Origin of the sequence: Ephemeroptericola cinctiostellae (assembly GCF_003339525.1) — a bacterium.
Taxonomy (GTDB): Bacteria; Pseudomonadota; Gammaproteobacteria; order Burkholderiales; family Burkholderiaceae; genus Hydromonas; species Hydromonas cinctiostellae.
Window position 1 is genome coordinate 466,402 of sequence record NZ_CP031124.1, and the last position, 22,845, is coordinate 489,246.

A 22,845-nucleotide genomic window follows, 5' to 3' on the forward strand; every position below is an offset into this window, starting at 1 on the left:
TTGGCATCCTTTGGTGTTAATCTAAAAAGCGCACTTGCGGCAATTGCGCAGACTCTTCTAAAGTGAGCGCGCGTTTACGTAAAACAATGGTCATGCTGTCAATGGCGCGAGGTGATCGCATGGCGGCCTCCCAGTTGTGCCCATTGTCGTTCAATACATGCATGCCATGTTCGTTGTGCAGGCCAAAGCCTGTTTCAGCGATTTCAAAGCGGTGGGTGAGCCAACCATATTGCCACCAGTCGTCGATGATGCGACCCCATGTTTTTTCATTGAAGGCACGGCGATCCTCTGGACTTGACCAACTGTCCAGTGACATGTCCAACGGCACAACGATGTCAACCGTACCGCCATCGGCGAGCAAATCGAGGCAGTTGGTCAAGGCTTGTTTGAGGTTAGGCACTTGTTGGAAAACATGTTTTGCAATGATTTTCTCAAAATGACCCCGTTTCAAAGCCGTGTGGCCATAACGCCAAGAGTACAATTTTTGATCAAACGGGATGGGCTGACTGATGTCGATGGGTAAATCAGGTGCGAATTGGGCATTCGCATCGATGTTGCAATACGTGAAATTCCAAGCGGTGCCTGCACCAATGTGCAATGTTTTTGGTAACTCCGTGCTGTGAGTATCGGGGTTGCCCAAGCGTGGTGGCTGGCTGGTGAGTTGTGCCAAGTAGCGATCAATCGCAGGTTTCATCACGGCCGCAGCATTGCGCTGAGAGAATAACTCAAAGCCTTGGCGTTCCATTGCATGCCGTCGTGCATCGTCGTTGACCAGCTCCCAACACAATTGTGGCAGTTGGTCGATCGAGCCGCCCAGCACCGAGGCGCGAATGTCATCATCAATGTCGGTCATGGGTGCAATTTCAGACACCACCGCTTTGCTGTTGGCCAGTAAGTACGACACACGGGCGATTTCAAATACGCGAGCGACATCAAAAAAATGCATGTTCAATACGACTTTTGAGCGCGCCAGTAACTCGTCGCGTTCTTTGCCCGCCATCCAGCCGCGATCCGCTGTTGACACCACATTTAAACCTTTGGCGCGAATGGCTTCAAGCGCAGCCATGCGGCGAGGGTTGGTCACGCCATAAAACAATACATCAATATCTTGCACTTCGACTTTCGGTACGAGGCACATTTCGGGCACAAACGACATGGGCACATGGTGAATGTCATGAATGCCCGCTTGTTTGAGGGCGGCTATGTTGTTTAGGTTGTAGTCCCACACATGTGCATGGGTCATTTGACGGAAATAGCGTTGGGTGAACCACGGCACATCGATTGCAACCTGTTCCCAGTTGTAAATGATGATGTGCTCGGCCTCTTGCGACAAACGTTTCCAACTGTTGAGGTGGCTCAATTCCGAATATGAACCCAACACCACATTGATGCGATCAGGATCGAGTCGATTGTCCGCATACGTCACGTCATAGCCAAGCGAATGGATGCCGTTGACGATGAACAACAGGCATTCATAAAAGCTGTAAATGCCATTGAAGGTGGCGGTGACGTGAAACTTCGGTGCGGTCATGGACAATCTATCTTTTATGTGAAATGGATGAGCCAATGGTGAGGCGTTGCAACAGGTGATCCCTATCAGACAATGGCCTGAGCCATGATGGCGGTCAATAAAGCATCGTATTGCGCCGTGATGTCCGCATTGCCAGGCATGTAGCGGCTGAGAATCTGGCGCTGCTTGTGCAGATAAGTTTGCCAATCAGCATCGTGTTCATCAAAAGCCTTGATCAGCGCTTGTGCGCCCAGTGTTGCATCATTGCCTTGATAAAAATAACCCAAATCAGCACATTGCTCGGCATTGTGAACCAGTGGATAGCCTTGCCAACACACATCAAAATAGAAATAATTCAATGGGTTACCCCATTGATGCGAAATCACCACATCGGTCATCTCCGCGAGGAACAGCGGGGTTTCGTAACGCCCTAAAAACACCGCTTTGCTGTTTTGAACAATGTCCAATTGCAACATCAGGGCGACAAATTCTTTGCTGTTGTGTGCCAAGTGATCTGCATTGGTGACGTGCATGATCTCGATGTCATCTGGGCGTAGTCGATAGGCTTCTTCAGCAATCAACGTGGGGTAAAAGCAATATTTGACCACATCATAGTTGGGCTCCATGATCGATAAACGGCGACCTTTGACCCCACGCGGGCGGTATTCGCCATTGTGTTTGAACGATGCGCTGCGGCTTTGCACAAACACGGGATCCCACACAAAAGGCACCACACTGGCTTCACAGCGACGCAGGGTTGAGAAGTAGGATTTGCTGATGTCGGCGACTTGTGGAATCATCCACACCGCATCATACCGTTTATTGATGAACAGGTTGCTGCCCCACAAGGGGCGACCGAACAGCACCGATTCCATCGCCAAAATGTATTCAACCGTGCAGCAATAAGAAATCAAACGTGTGCCACGTGATTTGATGTCATCGGTTTGATCAGCGCTGATTTGCCCACCCAGCTCAATCAAAATGTCCAAGTGGTCTTTGGCATCCTCAAAGCTTTTGGTGGGCCAGCGGTTTAAGTCCCAAGGCAGCTCTGACGTGATGGCAATCTCTGTTGTGTTGACCAAACACACCGATTGCACACTGGGACAATGTTTCAATGCCTCGGTTAAAAATACGGCGTTTTGTTTGATGCCATTGTTCCACAAGGATTCATTGGCTTCGCGCAAGCCAATGGTCACGCCAATGCGCAGAGAGCGGGGTGCTAAAGAAGGCATGTTGGCGATTTCTTAATCAATGGCTTTGGCCTGATTGGCGATCAACTCTTCAGGGGTGTATGGGCGTTTTTTGAGTTTGACGCGGATGCGCTCGACCACGCGCGGCATGGGGCGCACGGCATTGATGTCACCGTTGTGCTGAGCCAAAATGCCTTTGCCATACTCAGAGTCAACAAAAAACTCATGGTAAATCATGTCAAAACGGTGTGTGCGCCAGTTCAAATACCATGCCTCTTCGCAGTAGTAAAACCATGACAACTCGTTGAAAGCACGCACATGGGTGGGATCCATCCATGCACCAAACGACAAGTCATACGGCACTTCAATTTCAATGACGCCACCATCCGAAAGTAAATTCAGGCAGTTGGTCATGGCCGCAACGAGGTTGGGTACGTGCTCAAACACATGCTCGGACAATATGTAGTCGAAACACCCATGCGACAGTTGAATTTCACCAAAACGCTCGGTCATGACCGGTGCATCCAACGGCAATGGTGCGGCGATGTCCATGATCATGTCAACTTTACGCGACTTGTTGATGTCGATGTTGAGAAAGTCTTCTTTAAATTTGGTGCCTGCACCGATTTGTAAATTGCGCGGGAAACTCATATTTTCTCCAAAAAATGGCGATCGTGCATGATTGATCGATTGGTGTATGGCGTTGGCGGATGCCTTTAACCTCGACGTTGAGATTCCACATCATGGTGTGCCATGTAAATGGAGCGGTAGGGCTCGCCCCAGCCCACATAATGGGTCAGCAATGTGTCGGGACCTGACATGGGTGGCGAAGTGTTGATGGTTAAACCATTGGTGATGTTTTTTTCATTGATGAGGTTCGACTCGTACAGCTCTTTGATGGTGTGGTGTTGGTCACCTTGATCGCTGTATACGGTTGATTTGTCATTCACTTCAAGCATGCGTTGCCATATGCGTGCGACCAATTCAATGTTCTCAGGCGTGTTTCTAAAACCCATGATCCCCGCGTTGATCGGCCATGCGCAAAGGTCTTTGGCGAACAGCAGGTCGCGTCCTTCGAGGATGCTTTCCAGGGTGATGGATTGGTTGCGGAACATCACATCGGCATCCACCCAGATGATCCACTCGTGATCACTGATGTGTTTTTTCAGCAGCCAACTTTTAACCCATGTGCCGTTGAGGGCGGGATCAAGTTCGCTGGGGATGCCACGATACACGTGATAGGCGTAGCCATGTCGATCACAATAACGCTTGACATTGTGCTCTGATACGCGGGCGTAAGTGTTGATGTGGTGCGTGTAAAGTGTGACCAGAGCGATTTTGCTGTTTGGGTTGAAATGACTGACGGCATCCTCGGAAATGGCAGGGTAGTTCGGCGTTTCCAGTAAAGGTTTGCCCTCAATGAAATGACCATTGATCTGTTTGACCAACAGGCGCTCCAAATTGGCATCATGGATGAGTTGATGCAAAGCATTGCGTGTGATGTGGCCGTTGTCGTCAAATGAGGCGGGTGATCCTAAAAAGACGACAAAAATTTTGCTTTGCGCCCAGGTGGTGATGCGCCAGCTCAAGTTAAGGTGGACGTCGCCAAATATGGTGTTGGAGGCCATGACATTGAGTTTCTTTAGCAGCAACTCCTCTTCAGCACCGTATTCATCTTGCCCAGCCAATCGACCGTGTAATGCCATGAGCATTTCAAACAGCGTTTGTCGAACGGCGTCCGTATTGCGCACAATGACCATGTTGTTGTACACGATTTCTGGTTTATTGACTTCAGTCGGGCCGCTGATGATCAGGCTGTCCATCCCTGCCATGAGTTGTTCAAGTGGCAATGGGTGCATGATGGCACCGTGCGCATCCAACATCAATACCAATTCATTGTCTTGGCTTGACTTGAGCTGGTCAAGCAACACATTGTATTTGTACGCCGTGCGCAGCTTTTCGTGTGATAGAAAAGCAGATTCAACCCATTCGTGGGTGTAACCCATGAGGCGACAATAGTGCTGGTGGTTGCGCAGTACATCTTCGTCCATGCGCTCAAAAAAACTGATGACTTTGGTCATGTGATGTTCCAAAAATTAATGTGCGTATAAATTGAGTAATTCTCGGGTGTAAATGGCGATGTTGTCAGGATTATTCACATCCAATGTGTACAGCATTTTCTTTGCATCGCGCTTGTAATCATCGAGGCGCAAGTCATGGGTTGCATAAGCCTCCAAAAGGGCTTTGCCGCCTGCTTGGGTGTCGAACTCTGGGTAGTAATAACCATAATCTTTGATGAAGGTTGAGTTGTGAATCAGCGGGTAGCCGCCATACAGCGCTTCATAATAGAGGTAGTTTTGACCATTTTCCCAGTGGTGTGAGAAGATGCAGTCGCCAAAGTGAGCCATGTATTCATACACGGCAAAGCGACCTTCAAAGCTGCACAAACCATGATTGACCATGTTCAAACGACGCGCCATGCCGATGAACTTGCCATTGTCTTTCATGTGCAAGGTGTTGAGCAAACGCACGTGTTCTAAAAACTCGGGTTTTTCTCGGTAAGCTTCTTCAATACTCAGCATGGGGATGTATGAGGTTTTAACCATGCACACATTGGGCTCAAAGGCGCATACGCGCCAGCGCGGTTTGCCCGGCTCGTAGCCATAATGCTTATCCGCAGGCAGTGTGGCGATGCCTTTTTCAAAGAACAAGGGGGTCCATAAATGCGGCATAAACTTCACTGGCGCACGGGTGGTCAAGCCGAAATAATCTTTGCAACTGACCTCATACTCGGGAATCGTCCATACGGCATCGTACGGTTTGTCGTTACACAATGCGGCCGGTGGTTTGTCAAACATGGCGCGTTCAATGTCAATCACATAATCGTTGCCGACACGCATCCATGCATATTTTCCGCCTTTTTCCTTGAATGCACGCACCCAGTTGTCATCCAGCATCGCGCTCATTTCAATGATCACATCAAGCAGTTCCATCGATTGATCTAAACTGATGATGGGTAAACCAAGGTCATCCAACATCATGGCATCATTTGGGCGGATGCCTGCGGGGTTGACCAAATAGGCTTGTTCCACTTCAGGTGACAAATTTAAAATTTGAACCAAAAAAGCACAATTTTGAAAAATGCCGTTTTCCCAAACCGATTGGAATCCATCGCGCACATGAATGGTGACACCGACCCGGAGTTTACGTTGAGATTTTTTTGAGGTTGAACTCATGCGCTCGCTCCTGTTAAATGTTTGACCCTGTGCATAAATGCTTCGACATTGTTGTCGTCTGTAGGCAACAATGTTGTTAAGAAGGCATTGGAGCGGCTGCGGTAGTCGCCCCAAAAGGCGGCGTCTTGCTGCCATGCATTGACCAACTGTTCACCGCCAATGCGGGCATCAAATTCTGGATAATAGAAGCCAAGCTTGTCCTTGTGCAGGAAAGGTGAGTTGTGCACCAACGGGAAACCGCCATACAGGGCATCGTAATACAGGTAGTTTTGCGCATTTTCCCATTGGTGAGACACCACCACGTCAATCTGATGGTTGATCATGCCATCCACAAACCCCATGCGGGGCTCGTAGCTGGCTTTGTTGTCACGGGTCAGATCCAAGTGCAGGGCAAAACGGTTGAAGGTTTGATGTTCTTTCATGTGATATGAGTTCATCACCATCATCAAAGCCAATGATTGTTTGTTCAGTCGATATGCGGCCTCACATGCCAGCATGGCGATGACGCAATTTTTTGCCACAGAAATGTTGGGCTCAAAAATGGCTGCACGCCATGCGCGTGGGTTTTTGAGGTCATCGTGCGGTTTGAAACCAAACGTCTGGCCTTGATCGGCGAATGTTTTGATGCGTTTATCTAAAAACATGGGCGACCAAATGTGTGGCATAGGCAACACGGGGGCACGCGTGATGGTGCGCAACATGGGGGCGCAGCTTTTCATGTATTGCGGCAAAGTCCAAACCTCATCCCATGGCGTGTCATTGAACATTTGCCCTGAGGGGCGATCAAAAATGACGGCTTCGGCGTTGCCACAGTAAGCATGGCCAACCAAAAAACTCACCAATTTGACACCCAGAGCGTGTACGCGTTGCAACCACTCAGCGGGCAACTGAGCGCCCATTTCGATGACGATGTCCAAATCGTGTGTGACATCTTGCGGACGCACCAGTTGCGCGTCAATGTTGTCAAACTCCAAGCCTGTGGCGAGGACGTCCTGATCGCCGCCATTGAGTAAATACACTTTGCCCACATCAGGGCTTTGGCGGAACAATTGAACCAAGAAAGCCAAGTTCATGTTCAGTCCATTGCCCCAGATGCTCACATCTTTGACTGCAAAAATGGATATACCAATATTAAGTTTTTTCGTCATTTTAGGTTACGCACAATTAAGGTGTCTATGGTTTATGTCTTTATGCCGGAGTGCATCTGTACTTATAACAATTGAGTACATTATTTTAACATGAGGTTGACATTGTCAACGTAGTTCTCGGCAAAAAAATCGAATTTGCTGGAGATGATTCAAGTTTTGACAAAAAAACCAGTAAAGTCGTTGTATTTTTGTGGGGGGCAAATTTTGAGGGGATAAAAAAGACGTCGCTTGCGACGTCTTTTGGGTAAAGGTGTTTATTTGAGTCGCGCTTTGGCCACGGCAGAACCCAAGTCGTATACAGACATCGCATACATGTAACTTTTGTTATAGCGGGTAATTGCATAAAAATTGCGTGAGCCGAGTACGTATGAGGTGGCTTTATCGCCATTGGGTAGGTCAATCAATGACAGTTTGATGTCTGAACGGATATTTTCGGGAGAGCTGACGCCAAAATCTTTGATTTGCCGATAGGTTAAACTGGGCTCAACGGGCTTTGCAAGCAGCTCTTTGATTTTGGGTTCATCATTGTCAAATTTAACCGCATACACCACGTCTTGATTGGGCACCCAACCACCTTTTTGCTTCAGGAAGTTAGCGACAGAGCCGATGGCATCGGCGGTGCTGTTGCGCAAGTCCACTTTACCGTCGCCATCAAAATCCACACCATAGTCACGCCATGAGTCGGGCATGAATTGTGGGATGCCAATCGCCCCCGCGTAAGAGCCTGCCACAGAGCGCAAGGGCATCTTGTTCGTTTTGGTTAAAACGATGTATTCTTCAAGGAATTTTTTGTATTCATCGCCGCGACGTGGGTAGTCAAATGCAACCGTGGTCAGTACGTCGAACACATTGGTGTCGCCCATGTATTGACCGTAAATGGTTTCAACACCGATGATGCCGACCAAAATGTGTTCGGGAACGCCATACTGTTGAGCGGCACGCGCCAAGATGCTGGCATTTTTGTTCCAAAAATTCACGCCGGCTTTGATGCGCACGGGTTCAATGTAACGCTTGCGATAGGCTTCCCAATTTTTCTTGAAGTTTGGATTCGGCTTGTCACGCTCAAGCTGGTTCAGAACCGTGTCCATTTTTTCGGCGTTGGCAAATGATTTGAGCAGTTCGTCTTGAGAATAGCCATACTTCTCATTCATCATTTTGACAAAGGCCTTGACGTCGCTGCGAACCGCGTAGTTGTTCACGCCTTTTAATTCAGATGCGGCGGCAGCGGTAGCGGTTTTGTTGCTGCCATTGTTGTTTTGAGCTGTGGCGCAACCTGAGAACGCTGTTGTCATCAGTAAAGCCAAGGCGGTTTTTTTTAAAGTCGAGTTCATGAAATGGTTTCCGTCGTAGTATGACCAGCCCCATAACCACGCTCAACGAAGCGCAAGTGGTGTGGATACGGGTAAAAATCCTCGATGTGCCCCGCGCGGATGCGCTCTTGATGGCTTTGCCAGTACTTCCAATCGAGTAAGTCAGCATGATAACGCATAAAGACGGCTTTGATCTCTGGGTCGGTCAATAAAAATTTCTCAAACTCTTCTGGGAAAACATCGTATTTGTCCACGGAATACCACACCTCGCCGAGCATGTCATCATCGTCGTAGCGGGATTTGGGGATGGGGCGGAACTTACAATCGGTGAGGTATTCAATTTCGTCATAATCGTAGAACACCACACGTCCGCCACGGGTCACACCGAAGTTCTTAAACAGCATGTCGCCAGGGAAAATGTTGGCCGCAACCATGTCCTTGATGGCGTTGCCATATTCAATGACAGCGTTGTCTTTGCGCTGCTTGTCCTCGCGAATCGAGGCGTCGTGCAAGTACATGTTCAGCGGCATCATGCGGCGTTCGATGTACACGTGTTTGATGATGATGTTGTCGCCTTCATAGGCCAGCTCTGTGGGTGCAAGCTTGGCGATTTCATCGATCAAATCTTGGGTGAAACGTGCGCGTGGGAAAGCGACATTGGAAAACTCCAGTGTGTCGGCCATGCGACCGACACGGTCATGGCGTTTGACCAGCTGGTATTTTTTTTCAACCAGCTCTTTGTCCACCTCTTTGGGCGGCGAAATCACATCCTTGATGAGTTTGAACACATAAGGGTACGACGGTAAGGTGAACACCAACATGACCAAGCCCTTAATCCCTGGGGCGAGGATGAAGTCATCGGTGGAGTGTTTTTGATGGTGCTTGAAATCACGATAAAACAAGGCTTTACCGTGTTTTTGCAGCCCAATCATGCTGTACAGCTCCGCTTTTGGTTTTTGTGGCAAGACCGTTTGTAAAAATTGCACCAATGCACTTGGGACTTCGCAGTCAATCATAAAATAGGCACGGTTAAACGAGAACAATGAGCCCAAATGACGCCCGTCGAGCAAAATGGTGTCGGCGCATAATCCGCCTTCGGCATCGTGCAAAATAGGAATGGCAAAGGGGTACTCATAATGGCCATTGATGATTTTGCCCAGTAAATATCCACCTTTGTTGCGATAAAACAATGAGCGCACCGCTTGAATTTGCAAGTTCGGCTTGGCATCGAACATGTTTTCAGTGGCTTCGCTCAAGCGTTGAATGATCGCATCCACATCTCGCGCCAGATTTGTGAATGGGCGGCGCAGTCCCAAATCATTGAACATGGCCATCACTGCTGCCGGCCAGCCGTCGCGATTGGGGTAGTAGCTGTTGTAAGTGGCAGACTCGGAGTCGATGTATTCAGTTGAAATGACGGGGCGAACAAACAACATGTCATTGTTGAAATACTCACGATCCAGCACTTTGGTCGATACTGAATTGAAGAACGTTTCTGCACATTCGGGCTGATGGTGATCCATCAGCAGCTCGACATACTCGGTTTTAACCGATTGCCAAAAATCCTCACCTTCTTGTGAGACGTCGTGGGCTTGCTTGACCGATTGGGCTGTTTCGCGCACTCGTTCATCGTAAAAAGCGATCCGTTCTGCGGACAAACGTTGAATTTGAGGCCAATCGGCCTCTTCAAAAGCTATTTTGGCGGCGCGAGCGCATTCGCGGAAGCGCGCGTAATGGCGATTAAAGCCATTGAGGATTTGTGAGGCGAGTGATTGAGCGTTGTGTTCTGGCATGGTGTTGACCCGATTTGGGTGTAAAAAAGTGCGAAGTACAGCCAGCTTCGCCCGATGGTGGTGCGGTGCAAGTGATGCAATGATGCGGTTTTTGCTGAGGAAGAGCGGGCTCTTTCGGTGTTTCTTTTGGATGCAAAGAATTAAAACATCACTCGCCTACGCGTGGCTTACGTTCGCGCCCTGAAAAGATTTTGTCGTACAGGCCATTGGGCAAGATGCGCAACAGTTTGGCGACCACACCCATTTGCCACGGAATGACGGTGTATGATTTTTGTTTGTCAATCGCTGCCAGCGCGCGTGAAGCGAAATCGGAGGCTTGCATCAAAAACGGCATCGTGTACGGGTTTTCGCGCGTCATGGGGGTGTCGATGTAACCCGGTAAAATGGTGGTGACTTTAACCCCAGAGCCATACAGCTCAACGCGCAAGCTTTCGCAGTATTGCACCACCGCCGCTTTAGACGCGCAGTATGCACCTGCGCCAGGTAAGCCACGAATCGCAGCCACGCTGGCGATGCCCACCAAAGTCCCTTTGCCTGCTGCTTTCATGGGGGAAATGAACGGATGAAAAGTACTGGTGAGGGCGAACACATTGGTTTGAATGACGCGGCGAATTTGTTCTAAGTCTTCGAAATGTTCCGATAACGTGCCCACCGAAATCCCCGCTGCTGCGACCACCACATCAGGCACACCGTGTTTGTCCATGAAGTCGCGTGCCGCCGCATGCAAAGCTGTTTCGTCACATACATCCAGCGCATACACCTCATGTTTGCCCACCAAGCCCGCCCGGACGCGTTCAAGCGCATCGGCACGGCGACCAATCAGCGCCAAAGTGGCACCGTTTTGTGCAAATTGCTGTGCCATGGCCAAGCCCAAACCACTGGATGCGCCTGTGATGAATACTTTTTGTCCCATGTTGTTGTGTGTCCTTTGAGTGGTGTGGTGAGCGATGAAGTCGAAGTGCCTCACGTGATGTGTCACAAAATACAATAAAAAAGCGTGCATTGCACGCTTTTTTATAAGGTTTGGTTAAGTCGATCAACCCAAGCTTATTTCTTCACACTGCGTTCTTGCTCAATCAGCTTATTCACCACTTTTAAAGTCGCGGGTGTCTCACCTGTCATGGCGGTGCCTGCAATGTATTTGCCATCGACAACAAAGCTGGGTACGCCGTCTAAGCCGTAGGCTTTGAATAGGCTGTTGGCTTTAGTGACTTCGGTGTTGACGCCAAATGAGTTGTAGGCGGTGTCCCATGCGGCTTTGTCGATGCCATTTTTAACCATGAATTCACTGATTAAATCGGGTTTTGCCAAGCCCAAGCCTTCTTCATGTAAGGCGTGGAACACTTTGCCGTCCATCTCATCATTTTTCTTTAAACTGGCGAGTGCGTAAAAAATCTTTTGGTGCTCGTCCATTGGTTTGCCCCAAAACGCGGGGATGCGGATGAAGTTCACATCATTGCCAAGGGTTTTTTTCCATGCCTGAACAATCGGTTCGATGGCGTTGCAGTGTGGGCAGCCATACCAGAAAAACTCAAGGACTTCGATTTTTCCAGCCACTTGCACGGGCTGGGGGGCGGCCACTTTTTTGTAGTTTTGACCTTCGGTCAAGGTCACCCCATCAGTTTTGAAATCTGCTGCACTGTAAGTCGTGGGTGTGGCGGCGGGGGCTGAGGGTTGTGCGGCGGCGGGCGCGCTGGGCGTGGCGGCGGGTTTTGTTTCGGTTTTACCGCATGCGGTGAGCACCAGACTTGCGGCGAGTGATGACAGCCAGATGGCTTTTTTAAAATGAGAGATCATGCTGAGGGTTCCAAGTTCGTAACGGGAAAAAAGTAACGGGGGGATGGTTTCCACCACAGGGGTTTACTGCTGTGTTTATTTCGGTGCGGCCAAGGCTTTTAACTCTTGCTGCACGAGTTCGTCTGCGCGAACCAAAACATTGGGGACAAAGTTGATGACGTATTTGCCATTGATGACCATGGCGGGTACGCCTGATAATTCGAAACGTTGAAACGCCGCTTGAGCACCGTCGACTTGTTGGGTGACTTGCGCGCTGTTGAAGGCGGTGCGCCATTGGCTGCGATTGATTTTTTGGCCGACTGCCCACTTTTCAATTTGAGCGGGTGTGTTTAAGAATTGGTGTTGTTCGTGAATGGCCTTAAAGACCGCTGGGTGCAAATCCAAACGATTGAGCTTGGCCAATGTAAAATAAAGGCGTTGCTGCACTGTCATGCTGTCATTCCAGCTGGCGGGTAGGCGAATAAAGGCGACGTTGTCTGGCAATTGCTGCACCCAATCTTCGAGCTGGGGTTCAAAGCGGGCGCAATGTGGGCAGCCGTACCAGAAAAATTCAACCGCTTCAACTTGTCCTGTGGATTGGACGCGACCCGGCGTGACGACTTGATCCACTTCTTGGCCGTTGGCAAAGTAGTCGGCGGCGTGTGCTGGCGTTCCCACGCCAATCAGTGCAAGGGCTGCGAATGCTGCAAATAGGCGGTGTTTTAAAAAAGTCATGTTCAGTGTGATGAAAGTGATTAAAAATGCAAAAAATTGCGATGCCTAAGGTTAAGGAGCTGTCGCTGGTTTAACTTCTTTGGGTAGGCTGGACGATTTGACCGTTGTTGCTTTAGTTGTGGTTTTTTGTGTAGGTTTGACCTCTTTGGCTGGAGCGGCGGCGGTTTTTGTTGTTGCGGTCGACGAATTGCTTGTCGTGCCGCTGGTGTTGACCTTCGGTTTGCTGTCTGTGGCAGGGGTTGGCTTTATGTCGCTGGTGGTGGGCTTGGGAGCGGGCTTGGCATCGGGTGCGGGCTCCGCTTTAACCGCCGCTTTTTTCTCAGGTGGCGGAATGGCTGTTTTATTGCCTGTTGCGGCATTGATCATGGCGGCAACAGGGTCAGAGGAGGGGGTGGCAACGGGTTTGGCCGTTTCTTTGGTCGCGCTTTTTACCGCAGGTGTTGGGGTGGTGTCCGTGATGCTGCTGTTGCCCGTCAATGCGCCGACACCTTCTCCGCCCGAGTTGGTGGCGGCTTTGTTGGCTGCTGGGTCAATCGGTTGGACGGGGGCGCCATATAAAGGGGTGTTGGGATCGGCGGCTTGACCCGTTTGTGGGGCGATGGTGTTGGTGTTGGCGTGATCTTTGAAAGGGCCACCTTTCATAACCAAAAATACGGCAAGTAAAGCCGCCAAAAGACCTAAAACGACGCCGATGCCAACATTTAAAATCAAACCGCCGCCTTGGCGGCCGTGCGGGAGTGAGGAGTGACTGCTGTTTGTTTTCATGGGAAACACATCCAATATTGGGGTCTGAAAGACGCCTGCGGCTACACACTTGCCCGCATGCCTCGGTTTGTTTTAATGAACGGCATTAGCATAACGCATTACATGCGTTTTGGCGCGCTTACGCCCAATAAATTTAAGCCGTGGGCAAGCAGCTCACGCGCTGCTGTGAGCAGATGTACGCGAGCCGTTTTAAGGGCCATGTCGTCGGTGAGTACGCGCTCAGTTTTTGAACCGCAGAAAGTGTGAACGGCACCAGCCAAGTCTTTGAGGTAGTACACCACATGGTGGGGAGCCAGTTCGGTTGCCGCGGCAGTGAGGGTATCTGGGTATTCTGCCATGAGTTTCATCAAATTGATTTCGCTGTTGGCGGTCAAAGGAGCAAGTGATGCGGCGTCTGCTTTTTGCAAAGGTACTGCGGCCTTTTCGAGGATAGAGCAAATCCGTGCGTGGGCATATTGCACGTAGTACACAGGGTTTTCGTCTGATTTTGAAACGGCCAAATCCACATCGAATACAAATTCGGTATCGGCTTTGCGTGAAATCAGCAAGAAGCGAGCGGCATCGCGGCTGGTCCATTCAACCAGATCGCGCAAAGTGACATACGAGCCTGCGCGTTTTGAGAGTTTCACCTCCACGCCATCTTTCATGACCATGACCATTTTGTGCAAAATATAATCAGGATAGTTGGGGGCAATGCCAAGATCAATCGCTTGGACACCTGCGCGCACGCGGGCGATGGTGCCGTGGTGATCCGAGCCTTGGATGTTGATGACTTTGGTGAAGCCGCGCCCCCATTTGTTGACGTGATAGGCGACGTCAGGTACGAAATAAGTGTAGCCCCCATCCGTCTTGCGCATCACGCGGTCTTTGTCATCGCCGTAATCGGTGGTGCGTAGCCACAACGCGCCACCCTCTTCGAAGGTATGGCCTTTCTCTGTTAAACGTGAGACGGTGTTTTCGACGTCGCCACCGCTGTACAGTGATGACTCTAAGAAATAATGGTCAAATTTCACGCCAAAAGCTTGTAAGTCCAAGTCTTGTTCGTTGCGCAAATAGGCCACGGCGAAATCACGAATCGCATCCAAATCATCCACATTGGCCGTTGCGGTCACATCGTTGATGGTGCTTTTGGCGAGAAAAGCCTGTGCGATTTCAACGATGTAATCGCCGCGATAACCACCCTCTGGAAAGGAGGGATCGTCCACACCCAATCCTCTGGCTCGTGCTTGCACTGAAATGGCCAGGTTGGCAATTTGTACACCCGCATCGTTGTAATAAAACTCACGGTGTACATCAAAACCTTGGGTCGCCAGCACGCTGCCCAGAATATCACCCAGTGCCGCTTGTCGTGCATGGCCAACATGCAGTGGTCCTGTTGGGTTTGCACTGACAAATTCAAGCATGACGTGCTCACCCGTGTGGGCATTGGATGAACCATAAGCATCGGGATTGTCCAAAATGACCTGAACCACTGCCTGCTTGGCAGCATCGGTTAAGCGGATGTTCATGAAGCCTGGGCCTGCAATTTCAACCGCAGAAATATAAGGGTTGACAGGCAACGCATCGATCAAAGATTGAGCTAAAGCGCGTGGGTTGGTTTTAAGTCCTTTGGCGAGTTGCATGGCCATGTTACACGCCACATCGCCATGAGATGCGTCGCGCGGGCGTTCCAGTAAAATATTGGCTGCGGCTTCAGGAGCGACGGTGGCTAGAGCCGTCGAAAAGCTCTCGGTGATGGATGATTTAATTTGGGCTAACATGAGACAGACTTTATAAAACAAAAGACAGGAAAAAGGTCATTGCGACAGCACTTCGCTGGGAGTTGTTGTAAAAACGCAATGAAAAACAGCCTGCATTATAACCGCGACGCCATAAAATCACTACTGACTCATAAAAATCATCAATTTCAGTGCAAAATTTATGCACAATTCGGACATTTTTGAGCCACAATGTTGACAACAGCCATATGTGCTCACAATCTTTCAGAATAAGCCCCATGTCCACCCGCCATATTGTTCGCATTTCACCTTTACACACCAGTATTTTACTCACCGTAATATATTGTCTCATTGCATCCATCATTGCCATCACGGCGCTGGTTGTGTCTGCGTTCAGGGACCGTTCCGATGGTTTTGTTTCGGCGCTCAGTCATGCCGATTTTGAAAATATTTTGGTGGCGATTTTGCTGAATGTGCTGTTGATCTTTGTGGTCGCGCTTGGTGTTTCCATGTTGTATAACTTTTTAGCCAAATATTTGGGGGGCATTGAGATTACCCTGGATGACGATTGATGGGCATGATGGACGAGGGTTGTGTGGAGTCCAGGGGTGTTTTTTTCGCGGCCAAAGTGAGCTCAACATGAGCCTAGCGGTTTTGAAATCTCGCGCTTTGATTGGCATGGCTGCGCCACGGGTGACCGTTGAGGTGCATTTGGCCAATGGTTTGCCGTCTTTCAATATTGTTGGCCTTCCTGAGGCGGAAGTGCGGGAGTCGAAGGATCGTGTGCGTGCCGCCATTCTCAATAGTAACCTTGAATTTCCAAGCAAGCGCATCACTGTTAATCTTGCACCGGCCGATCTGCCGAAAGCCTCAGGTCGTTTTGATCTGCCAATTGCCTTGGGTATTTTAATTGCCAGTGGCCAGTTGAAAGTTAAAGATTTGCACGGTTATGAATTTGCTGGAGAATTGTCTCTTTCTGGTGAGTTGCGTCCCGTGCAGGGTGCTTTGGCGATGGTGTATGGTTTGACGCAGGAAGCCCTGCTGTTGGGGGAGTCGCCGCCAATTGTGGTGTTGCCTGAGGTCAATTGTGCGGAAGCAGCGCTGGTGTCGGAAGCCCGGGTGTGGTCGGCAACTTCTTTGCTTGGGGTGTGTGGAAAGCTGCGCGCTCCTGAGTTACAGGCAGAACATGATGCAACAATGTTTGGGAGTGAGCAAGCCCTGATGGCGGCCGTGGATTGGTCGGATGTTCGTGGTCAGGCGACCGTCAAGCGTGCGCTTGAAGTGGCGGCTGCGGGTGGTCACAGCGTGCTGATGGTTGGGCCGCCAGGCACTGGTAAGTCAATGTTGGCGGCCCGCTTGCCAAGCATTTTGCCGCCGATGACGGAGCTACAGGCGATGGAGAGTGCGTCGGTGGCTTCCAGTGCTGGGCAGTTTGATGTTCGGTTGTGGAAGAAGCGCCCTTACCGCTCCCCGCACCATACGGCTTCAGCTGTGGCGCTGGTTGGCGGGGGAGCGGTTCCTCGTCCAGGTGAGATCTCGTTGGCGCATAATGGCATTTTGTTTTTGGATGAATTGCCTGAGTTTGATAAAAAAGTGTTGGAGGTGTTGAGGGAGCCTTTGGAGTCGGGTGAAATTCACATTTCGCGAGCGGCTCGACAGGCAACGTTCCCAGCGAGGTTTCAATTGATCGCTGCAATGAATCCGTGCCCATGTGGCTACTTTGGTCATTCAACGCGTGCTTGTCGTTGTGCGCCAGATCAAGTGTTGCGCTATCAGTCGCGTTTGTCGGGGCCTTTTTTGAATCGCATAGACATGCAGGTTGAAGTACCTGCTGTACCTGTGGAGGCTTTGGATTCGGTGGGTCGGGAGGAAGTTGGCGCCGTCGTGGCGAAGCGGGTGTTGCGTGCATTTGAGCGACAAATTGAACGTCAGGGGTGCGTCAATGCCCACCTGTCGGTCAAGGCGGTCGAGCTTGTGTGTGGTTTGGATGGGGCGGCCACTGCGTTACTGGGGCGTGCGATGACTCAATTGAACTGGTCAGCACGAATTTACCATCGAATTTTAAGGGTGGCAAGAACAATTGCAGACATGGAGGCCGCCGATCAGATTGGCACGGCACATGTTGCTCAAGCCATTCAGTATCGAAGGGCGATGTCATCATAAAAAATAAATGTTTTAATCAAGATGTTTTGCGGGTTCGAGCGTAATAGTGTACGGAGGGTTGACGTCCGCTATTTTGTGGCAAATGTGTGTAAAACCAGCGTATGGCGCAGCATTGACGCTCTTTTTGCATTGACAGTGGGCTGCAAGCCCTATACAATTGCGAAGTTTTGAAAATCAAGGTGAGCATATATGGCATTTGTCATCGGCATGCAGGTGATCAGCGCATTTTTAGTGGCACTGATTGCGTTGTTGTTCGGTCGATCTGCGGCCTTATCGGCTGTGATTGGCGCGGTGGTTGCGTTGTTGCCTAATATTGTTTTTGCGTTATATCTGAAGTTTAATGGAAAACCTTCAGTTGTAAGGTTGATGTTGGGAGAGGCGGTTAAACTCGCTTTGATTTTTGCGTTGAGCTTTTTTGTTTGGCGCCGTATTGATTTCACAGTGCAAGCTTTGCCGTATTGGGTTGCATTGGTCGTGGTTTTAAAAGCGCATAATTTTGGTTTGTTGCGCGCCACGCATTAAACAAGTTGAATAATTTTTTTTGGGGTTTTTTATGTCAACAGAAGCAGGACACCACGTACCCGCGAACTCGTCTGAGTACATTGGTCACCATCTGATCAACTTGACAAACTCTGGCGAAAAGCAAACCAAGCTCGTTGATTTCTCCGTCATCAATGTCGACACTGTGTTTTTCTCGGTCTTCTTGGGCTTGCTTGGCTTGTTTTTGCTGTGGTTGGTGGCGCGTAAAGTGACTTCAGGTGTGCCTAGCCGTACACAAGCCGCAGTTGAAGCATTGATTGAGATTGTTGATGATCAAGCCAAAGCCATTGTGCATGGTGATCGTACTTTCATCGCACCTTTGGCTTTGACCGTGTTTTTCTGGGTTGTGTTGATGAACGCCATGGATTGGGTGCCTATTGATTTGGCGGGTTGGTTAAACAATATGTTTGGTTGGCATTTGTCATACACACGTGTGGTGGCAACAGCTGATATCAACGCAACAATGGGCATGGCGCTGGGCGTGTTCTTGCTGATGATGTATTACAGCTTGAAAATTAAAGGTTTGGGTGGCTTTGCTCATGAGCTGATTTCTGCACCATTTGGTAATCATTGGGCTCTCATCGTTCCCAACTTGTTTATTAACATTGTTGAGTACTTCTCAAAAACACTTTCTTTGGGTATTCGACTGTTTGGTAATATGTTTGCGGGCGAGCTGATTTTTGCCTTGATCGCAACGATGGGTGCGGCGTGGGGCACGGTAAGCATGGGCACTGGGATTGGTTTGGCTTTGGGTCATTTAATTGCAGGGTCGATCTGGGCGATTTTCCATATCTTGGTTGTTTTGTTGCAAGCGTTTATTTTCATGATGTTGACCTTGGTGTATGTGGGTCAAGCACATGAGTCGCACTAAGTTTTGCATAGCAGTTCAGTTGTTTCATTTTTTGTAGGTTGTTTGTTTTTTCATAAAAGGAGTTGGTCATGGAAGGTTTCGTAGCTTTAGCATGTGGTTTGATTATCGGTTTGGGCGCTTTGGGTGCTTGTATCGGTATCGGTTTAATGGGTGGTAAAGTGGTAGAAGCTTCTGCTCGCCAGCCTGAGTTGATGGACAAACTGCAAACTAAAATGTTCTTGTTGGCTGGTTTGATTGACGCTGCATTCATTATTGGTACTGCAGTTGCGTTGTGGTTCGCTACTTCTAATCCTTTCAAAGGCTAATAGCGTCTAACGCTGTCGTCTGTGTGCTGGTTGTCGGCATGCAGTGTTGTCTTGACGCAAAACATGCGTTTTGCGTTTACTAAAGGAATGAAGTCGTGAATATTAATGCAACTTTATTTATCCAAACCATCGTATTTTTTGTGTTGGCTTGGGTAACCATGCAATTCATCTGGCCTCCAATGATGAAGGCGATTGATGAACGTCGTCATAAAATCGCTGAAGGCTTGGCTGCTGCTGATAAAGGCAATAAAAGTCTTGAAGAGGCAAAGGTTAAGTCGGCTGGTTTTGAAAAAGAAGCGCGTGAGCATGCTCACCAAATCTTAGTTGATGCTGAAAAACGTGCTTTGGCTGTTGAAGCTCAAGCAAAAGAAACTGCTTCAGCAGAGGCTGCACGTATCATTGCCGCGGCTAAAGCTGACGCAGAACAAGAAATTGTTCGTGCAAAAGAATCTTTACGCGATCAAATGTCTGTGTTGGTGGTTTCAGGTGCGGAACAGATTTTGCGTCGCGAAATCAACCCGCAAAACCATGCAGACTTGTTGGCGCAATATAAAGCTCAACTCTAAGCGCAATTGTAATTAGGTAAACGGAGTCATTATGGCTGAATTGAGTACCATCGCCCGCCCGTATGCACAAGCTGCTTTCGATGTGGCCAAAGCTGAAAATGCCTTGCCTGCGTGGAATGAGTTTTTAAGTGCTGCATCGGCTGTCGCTCAAAATGACGAAATTCGTCAATTGGCGAGCAATCCAAGCATCAATGTCGACCAATTGAATGGCGTGCTTACAGCTGCAATCAAGCCAACGACAGATGGTATGCGCAATTTCCTCAGTGCAGTGGTTCAGGCTGATCGTGTGGACGCGCTGCCAGCGGTGTTTGAGGCTTTTGTTGCACATAAGCATGCATTTGAAGGTTCTGCGGATGCGCTGATTGTTTCAGCATTTCCGTTGGATGTCGCTCAAGTGCAAGAGCTGAAAACTGCTTTAGAGCAAAAGTTGGGCAAAAAGCTCAACCCCACCGTGAGTGTGGATTCGTCATTGATTGGTGGTTTCTGCGTCACTGTTGGTGATGAAGTGTTGGATATGTCTGTGCGTGCCAAGTTGGCACGCATGCAATCAGCCTTAATGGCTTGAGAGATGCCAGTCGCAGTGACGCGACTGGTGGTGAAAATTTTGGAGCAATAGCATGCAATTGAACCCTTCAGAAATCAGCGAACTGATTAAAAATCGCATTCAAGGTGTAGACGACTCTGCTAACTTGCGCACGCAAGGTACTGTAGTGTCAGTAACGGACGGTATTTGCCGTGTTCATGGTTTGTCAGACGTGATGCAAGGTGAGATGTTAGAATTTCCAGGCAACGTGTTTGGTTTGGCATTGAACTTGGAACGCGATTCTGTCGGTGCGGTGATTTTGGGTGAATACGAAAGCATTTCTGAAGGTGACATCGTTAAGTGCACGGGTCGTATTTTGGAAGTTCCAGTCGGTCCTGAGTTGCAAGGCCGTGTTGTGAATGCTTTGGGTGCGCCGATTGATGGTAAGGGCGCAATCAATGCCAAAGAAACGGATGTGATTGAAAAAGTTGCACCAGGTGTTATTTGGCGTAAATCGGTTGATCAACCTGTGCAAACAGGTTTGAAAGCGATTGATGCAATGGTACCTGTTGGCCGTGGCCAGCGTGAATTGATTATTGGTGACCGCCAAACAGGTAAAACAGCTGTTGCGATTGATGCGATCATCAATCAAAAAGGCAAAAACATGGTTTGCGTGTATGTTGCGATTGGCCAAAAAGCCTCTTCTATCGTTAACGTGGTTCGCAAGCTTGAAGAACATGGTGCGATGGACTACACCATCATCGTTTCTGCAACAGCCTCTGATTCAGCTGCAATGCAATACCTCGCTCCGTATGCGGGCTGCACAATGGGTGAATACTTCCGTGATCGTGGTCAAGATGCTTTGATTATTTATGATGACTTGACCAAACAAGCATGGGCTTATCGTCAAATTTCATTATTACTCCGCCGCCCTCCAGGACGTGAGGCTTATCCTGGTGACGTGTTCTACCTTCACAGCCGTTTGCTCGAACGTGCAGCACGTGTGTCTGAAGAGTATGTTGAAAAGTTCACGAACGGTGCTGTTAAAGGTAAAACAGGCTCTTTGACCGCATTGCCAATCATTGAAACTCAAGCGGGCGACGTGACAGCTTTCGTTCCAACCAACGTGATTTCGATCACCGATGGTCAAATTTTCTTAGAAACTGATTTATTCAATGCGGGCGTACGCCCAGCGATTAATGCAGGTATTTCAGTTTCTCGTGTGGGTGGTGCGGCACAAACAAAAGCAGTTAAAAAATTGTCAGGCGGTATCCGTACTGATTTGGCACAGTACCGTGAATTGGCAGCGTTTGCGCAGTTCGCTTCTGATTTGGACGAAGCCACTCGCAAACAACTTGAACGTGGTCGCCGTGTGACTGAATTGTTGAAACAACAACAATACAAACCATTGCAAGTTTGGGAAATGTCCGCATCATTGTATGCAGCGAACAATGGCTACTTGGATGACATCGATGTTAAAGATGTGTTACCTTTTGAAAAAGGTTTACATGATTTCTTGAAATTAAGCCATTCAGGTTTGGTTGATAGCATCGAAAGCAAAAAAGAAGTCACCAAAGAAGACGAAGCCTTGTTGGCAGCAGCCGTTAAGACTTACAAACAAGACGCGGCATTCTAAATTTGAATTGAGTTTGAGTTAAGGGTTTACTCGAAACGTTAAGCCCTTAATAAAAACAAAAGGACGAACAGTGGCAAGTACTAAAGAAATTCGCGGTAAGATCAAAAGCGTACAAAACACGAGCAAAATTACCAAAGCCATGGAAATGGTGGCGGCATCAAAAATGCGTAAGGCACAAGAACGCATGCGCGCTGCACGTCCATACGCTGAAAAAGCACGCAATATCGCAGCGCAGCTGAGCACGGCCAACCCAGAATATAAGCACCCATTTTTGGTGGCACGCCCTGAAATTAAAGGTGCTGGTATGATTTTGGTGTCGACAGACAAGGGTTTATGCGGCGGTATGAACACAAACATCATGCGTGCTGCAACGGCTCAATTTAAAGCTTGGGATGACGCAGGTACAAAAATTCAAACCAGTGCCATTGGTGGCAAAGGTTTGGGTTTTTTAAATCGAATCAAGGCAAAAGTTGTGTCGCATAACACTGGAATTGGTGACGCACCTCACATTGACGATTTGATTGGTTCGATCAAAGTGCAAATCGATGCGTACATCGCGGGTGAAATTGATGTGTTGTATTTGGCTTACACCAAATTCATCAATACAATGAAGCAAGAGCCTATATTGATGCAGTTGTTGCCTTTGCCCAATGATTTAATGGCGCAATCTGAAGCAGAGAAAAAATCGTATGCTTGGGATTATGTATATGAACCCAGTGCAGAAGTTGTGGTGGATGAGTTGCTCGTGCGTTACGTTGAAGCGTTGGTTTATCAAGCGGTTGCAGAAAATATTGCATCAGAGCAGTCTGCCCGTATGGTTGCGATGAAAGCGGCTTCAGACAATGCAAAAACAGTTATTGGTGAGTTGCAGTTGATTTACAATAAATCACGCCAAGCGGCGATTACCAAAGAGTTGTCAGAGATTGTTGGTGGTGCGGCTGCAATTGCTTCTTAAGTAATTGTGAAGATTCAAAAATGGATGTGTGCGGTGCTGATGTGTTTATCGGCTTGTACAAAGCAAACGGTAGTACAAAACAACGCATCCGAAGTAAAGTGGGAA

At 48.9% G+C, this 22,845-nt stretch carries 22 protein-coding genes; 9 read left to right on the forward strand and 13 right to left on the reverse strand.

The features are described 5' to 3' along the window. Positions 1–16: 16 nt before the first annotated feature. The 13 genes from DTO96_RS02265 to argS form a co-directional block, all read right to left on the reverse strand. On the reverse strand, positions 17–1,531 hold the full coding sequence (locus tag DTO96_RS02265) for a hypothetical protein (protein WP_114562015.1): 1,515 nt from the start codon (positions 1,529–1,531) through the stop codon (positions 17–19). 65 nt (positions 1,532–1,596) lie between these two features. After that, on the reverse strand, positions 1,597–2,742 hold the full coding sequence (locus DTO96_RS02270; RefSeq protein WP_114562016.1) for a DUF2827 domain-containing protein: 1,146 nt from the start codon (positions 2,740–2,742) through the stop codon (positions 1,597–1,599). 12 nt (positions 2,743–2,754) lie between these two features. Beyond that, positions 2,755–3,351 carry a class I SAM-dependent methyltransferase gene (locus DTO96_RS02275; RefSeq protein WP_114562017.1) on the reverse strand — a complete coding sequence of 199 codons (597 nt, stop codon included), beginning with the start codon at positions 3,349–3,351 and terminating at the stop codon, positions 2,755–2,757. 65 nt (positions 3,352–3,416) lie between these two features. Then, positions 3,417–4,781 carry a glycosyltransferase family protein gene (locus DTO96_RS02280; RefSeq protein WP_114562018.1) on the reverse strand — a complete coding sequence of 455 codons (1,365 nt, stop codon included), beginning with the start codon at positions 4,779–4,781 and terminating at the stop codon, positions 3,417–3,419. A gap of 15 nt (positions 4,782–4,796) precedes the next feature. Continuing rightward, entirely contained in the window at positions 4,797–5,936 is a 1,140-nt protein-coding gene (locus tag DTO96_RS02285) for a DUF2827 domain-containing protein (RefSeq protein WP_114562019.1), read from the reverse strand. After that, on the reverse strand, positions 5,933–7,009 hold the full coding sequence (locus DTO96_RS02290) for a DUF2827 domain-containing protein (RefSeq protein WP_373277805.1): 1,077 nt from the start codon (positions 7,007–7,009) through the stop codon (positions 5,933–5,935). Before DTO96_RS02290 ends, DTO96_RS02285 begins: the two co-directional genes overlap by 4 nt. Before the next feature lie 329 nt (positions 7,010–7,338). Next, positions 7,339–8,415, reverse strand: coding sequence for a lytic murein transglycosylase B (mltB, locus tag DTO96_RS02295; RefSeq protein ID WP_114562021.1), 1,077 nt, complete (start codon positions 8,413–8,415; stop codon positions 7,339–7,341). Next, positions 8,412–10,187 carry a bifunctional isocitrate dehydrogenase kinase/phosphatase gene (aceK, locus tag DTO96_RS02300; protein WP_114562022.1) on the reverse strand — a complete coding sequence of 592 codons (1,776 nt, stop codon included), beginning with the start codon at positions 10,185–10,187 and terminating at the stop codon, positions 8,412–8,414. The genes mltB and aceK overlap by 4 nt, the downstream gene beginning before the upstream one ends. A gap of 148 nt (positions 10,188–10,335) precedes the next feature. Then, complete coding sequence (locus tag DTO96_RS02305; RefSeq protein ID WP_114563884.1) at positions 10,336–11,100, reverse strand: SDR family oxidoreductase; 765 nt, start codon at positions 11,098–11,100, stop codon at positions 10,336–10,338. A 134-nt stretch (positions 11,101–11,234) separates the two neighbouring features. Next, positions 11,235–11,984, reverse strand: a complete 750-nt coding sequence (locus tag DTO96_RS02310; protein ID WP_114562023.1) for a thiol:disulfide interchange protein DsbA/DsbL — start codon at positions 11,982–11,984, stop codon at positions 11,235–11,237. A 75-nt stretch (positions 11,985–12,059) separates the two neighbouring features. Beyond that, on the reverse strand, positions 12,060–12,698 hold the full coding sequence (locus DTO96_RS02315) for a thiol:disulfide interchange protein DsbA/DsbL (protein ID WP_114562024.1): 639 nt from the start codon (positions 12,696–12,698) through the stop codon (positions 12,060–12,062). Between the two features lie 51 nt (positions 12,699–12,749). Then, the gene (locus DTO96_RS02320) at positions 12,750–13,463 is read right to left on the reverse strand and encodes a hypothetical protein (protein WP_114562025.1); all 714 of its coding nucleotides are present in this window, start codon (positions 13,461–13,463) and stop codon (positions 12,750–12,752) included. A gap of 98 nt (positions 13,464–13,561) precedes the next feature. Then, positions 13,562–15,223, reverse strand: coding sequence for an arginine--tRNA ligase (gene argS / locus DTO96_RS02325; protein ID WP_114562026.1), 1,662 nt, complete (start codon positions 15,221–15,223; stop codon positions 13,562–13,564). A gap of 236 nt (positions 15,224–15,459) precedes the next feature. On the opposite strand from argS, the gene DTO96_RS02335 reads away from it, so the two are divergent. The 9 genes from DTO96_RS02335 (at position 15,460) to atpG (ending at position 22,740) form a co-directional block, all read left to right on the forward strand. After that, a complete protein-coding gene (locus DTO96_RS02335) occupies positions 15,460–15,753 on the forward strand; it encodes a hypothetical protein (protein ID WP_114562028.1) in 294 nt (97 codons plus the stop codon). A gap of 67 nt (positions 15,754–15,820) precedes the next feature. Further along, positions 15,821–17,344, forward strand: a complete 1,524-nt coding sequence (locus tag DTO96_RS02340; RefSeq protein WP_114563885.1) for a YifB family Mg chelatase-like AAA ATPase — start codon at positions 15,821–15,823, stop codon at positions 17,342–17,344. A gap of 189 nt (positions 17,345–17,533) precedes the next feature. After that, positions 17,534–17,866 (forward strand): ATP synthase subunit I, encoded by a 333-nt coding sequence (locus DTO96_RS02345; protein ID WP_114562029.1) that lies wholly within the window; start codon positions 17,534–17,536, stop codon positions 17,864–17,866. Between the two features lie 31 nt (positions 17,867–17,897). Beyond that, complete coding sequence (gene atpB / locus DTO96_RS02350; RefSeq protein WP_114562030.1) at positions 17,898–18,755, forward strand: F0F1 ATP synthase subunit A; 858 nt, start codon at positions 17,898–17,900, stop codon at positions 18,753–18,755. Positions 18,756–18,823: 68 nt separating this feature from the next. After that, positions 18,824–19,060, forward strand: a complete 237-nt coding sequence (gene atpE / locus DTO96_RS02355) for a F0F1 ATP synthase subunit C (RefSeq protein WP_114562031.1) — start codon at positions 18,824–18,826, stop codon at positions 19,058–19,060. A 95-nt stretch (positions 19,061–19,155) separates the two neighbouring features. After that, positions 19,156–19,626 carry a F0F1 ATP synthase subunit B gene (locus DTO96_RS02360; RefSeq protein ID WP_114562032.1) on the forward strand — a complete coding sequence of 157 codons (471 nt, stop codon included), beginning with the start codon at positions 19,156–19,158 and terminating at the stop codon, positions 19,624–19,626. Between the two features lie 31 nt (positions 19,627–19,657). Then, a complete protein-coding gene (locus DTO96_RS02365) occupies positions 19,658–20,191 on the forward strand; it encodes a F0F1 ATP synthase subunit delta (protein ID WP_114562033.1) in 534 nt (177 codons plus the stop codon). Between the two features lie 52 nt (positions 20,192–20,243). Next, the gene (gene atpA, locus DTO96_RS02370) at positions 20,244–21,785 is read left to right on the forward strand and encodes a F0F1 ATP synthase subunit alpha (RefSeq protein ID WP_114562034.1); all 1,542 of its coding nucleotides are present in this window, start codon (positions 20,244–20,246) and stop codon (positions 21,783–21,785) included. A 70-nt stretch (positions 21,786–21,855) separates the two neighbouring features. Further along, on the forward strand, positions 21,856–22,740 hold the full coding sequence (gene atpG, locus DTO96_RS02375; protein ID WP_114562035.1) for a F0F1 ATP synthase subunit gamma: 885 nt from the start codon (positions 21,856–21,858) through the stop codon (positions 22,738–22,740). The last annotated feature ends 105 nt before the right edge of the window (positions 22,741–22,845 follow it).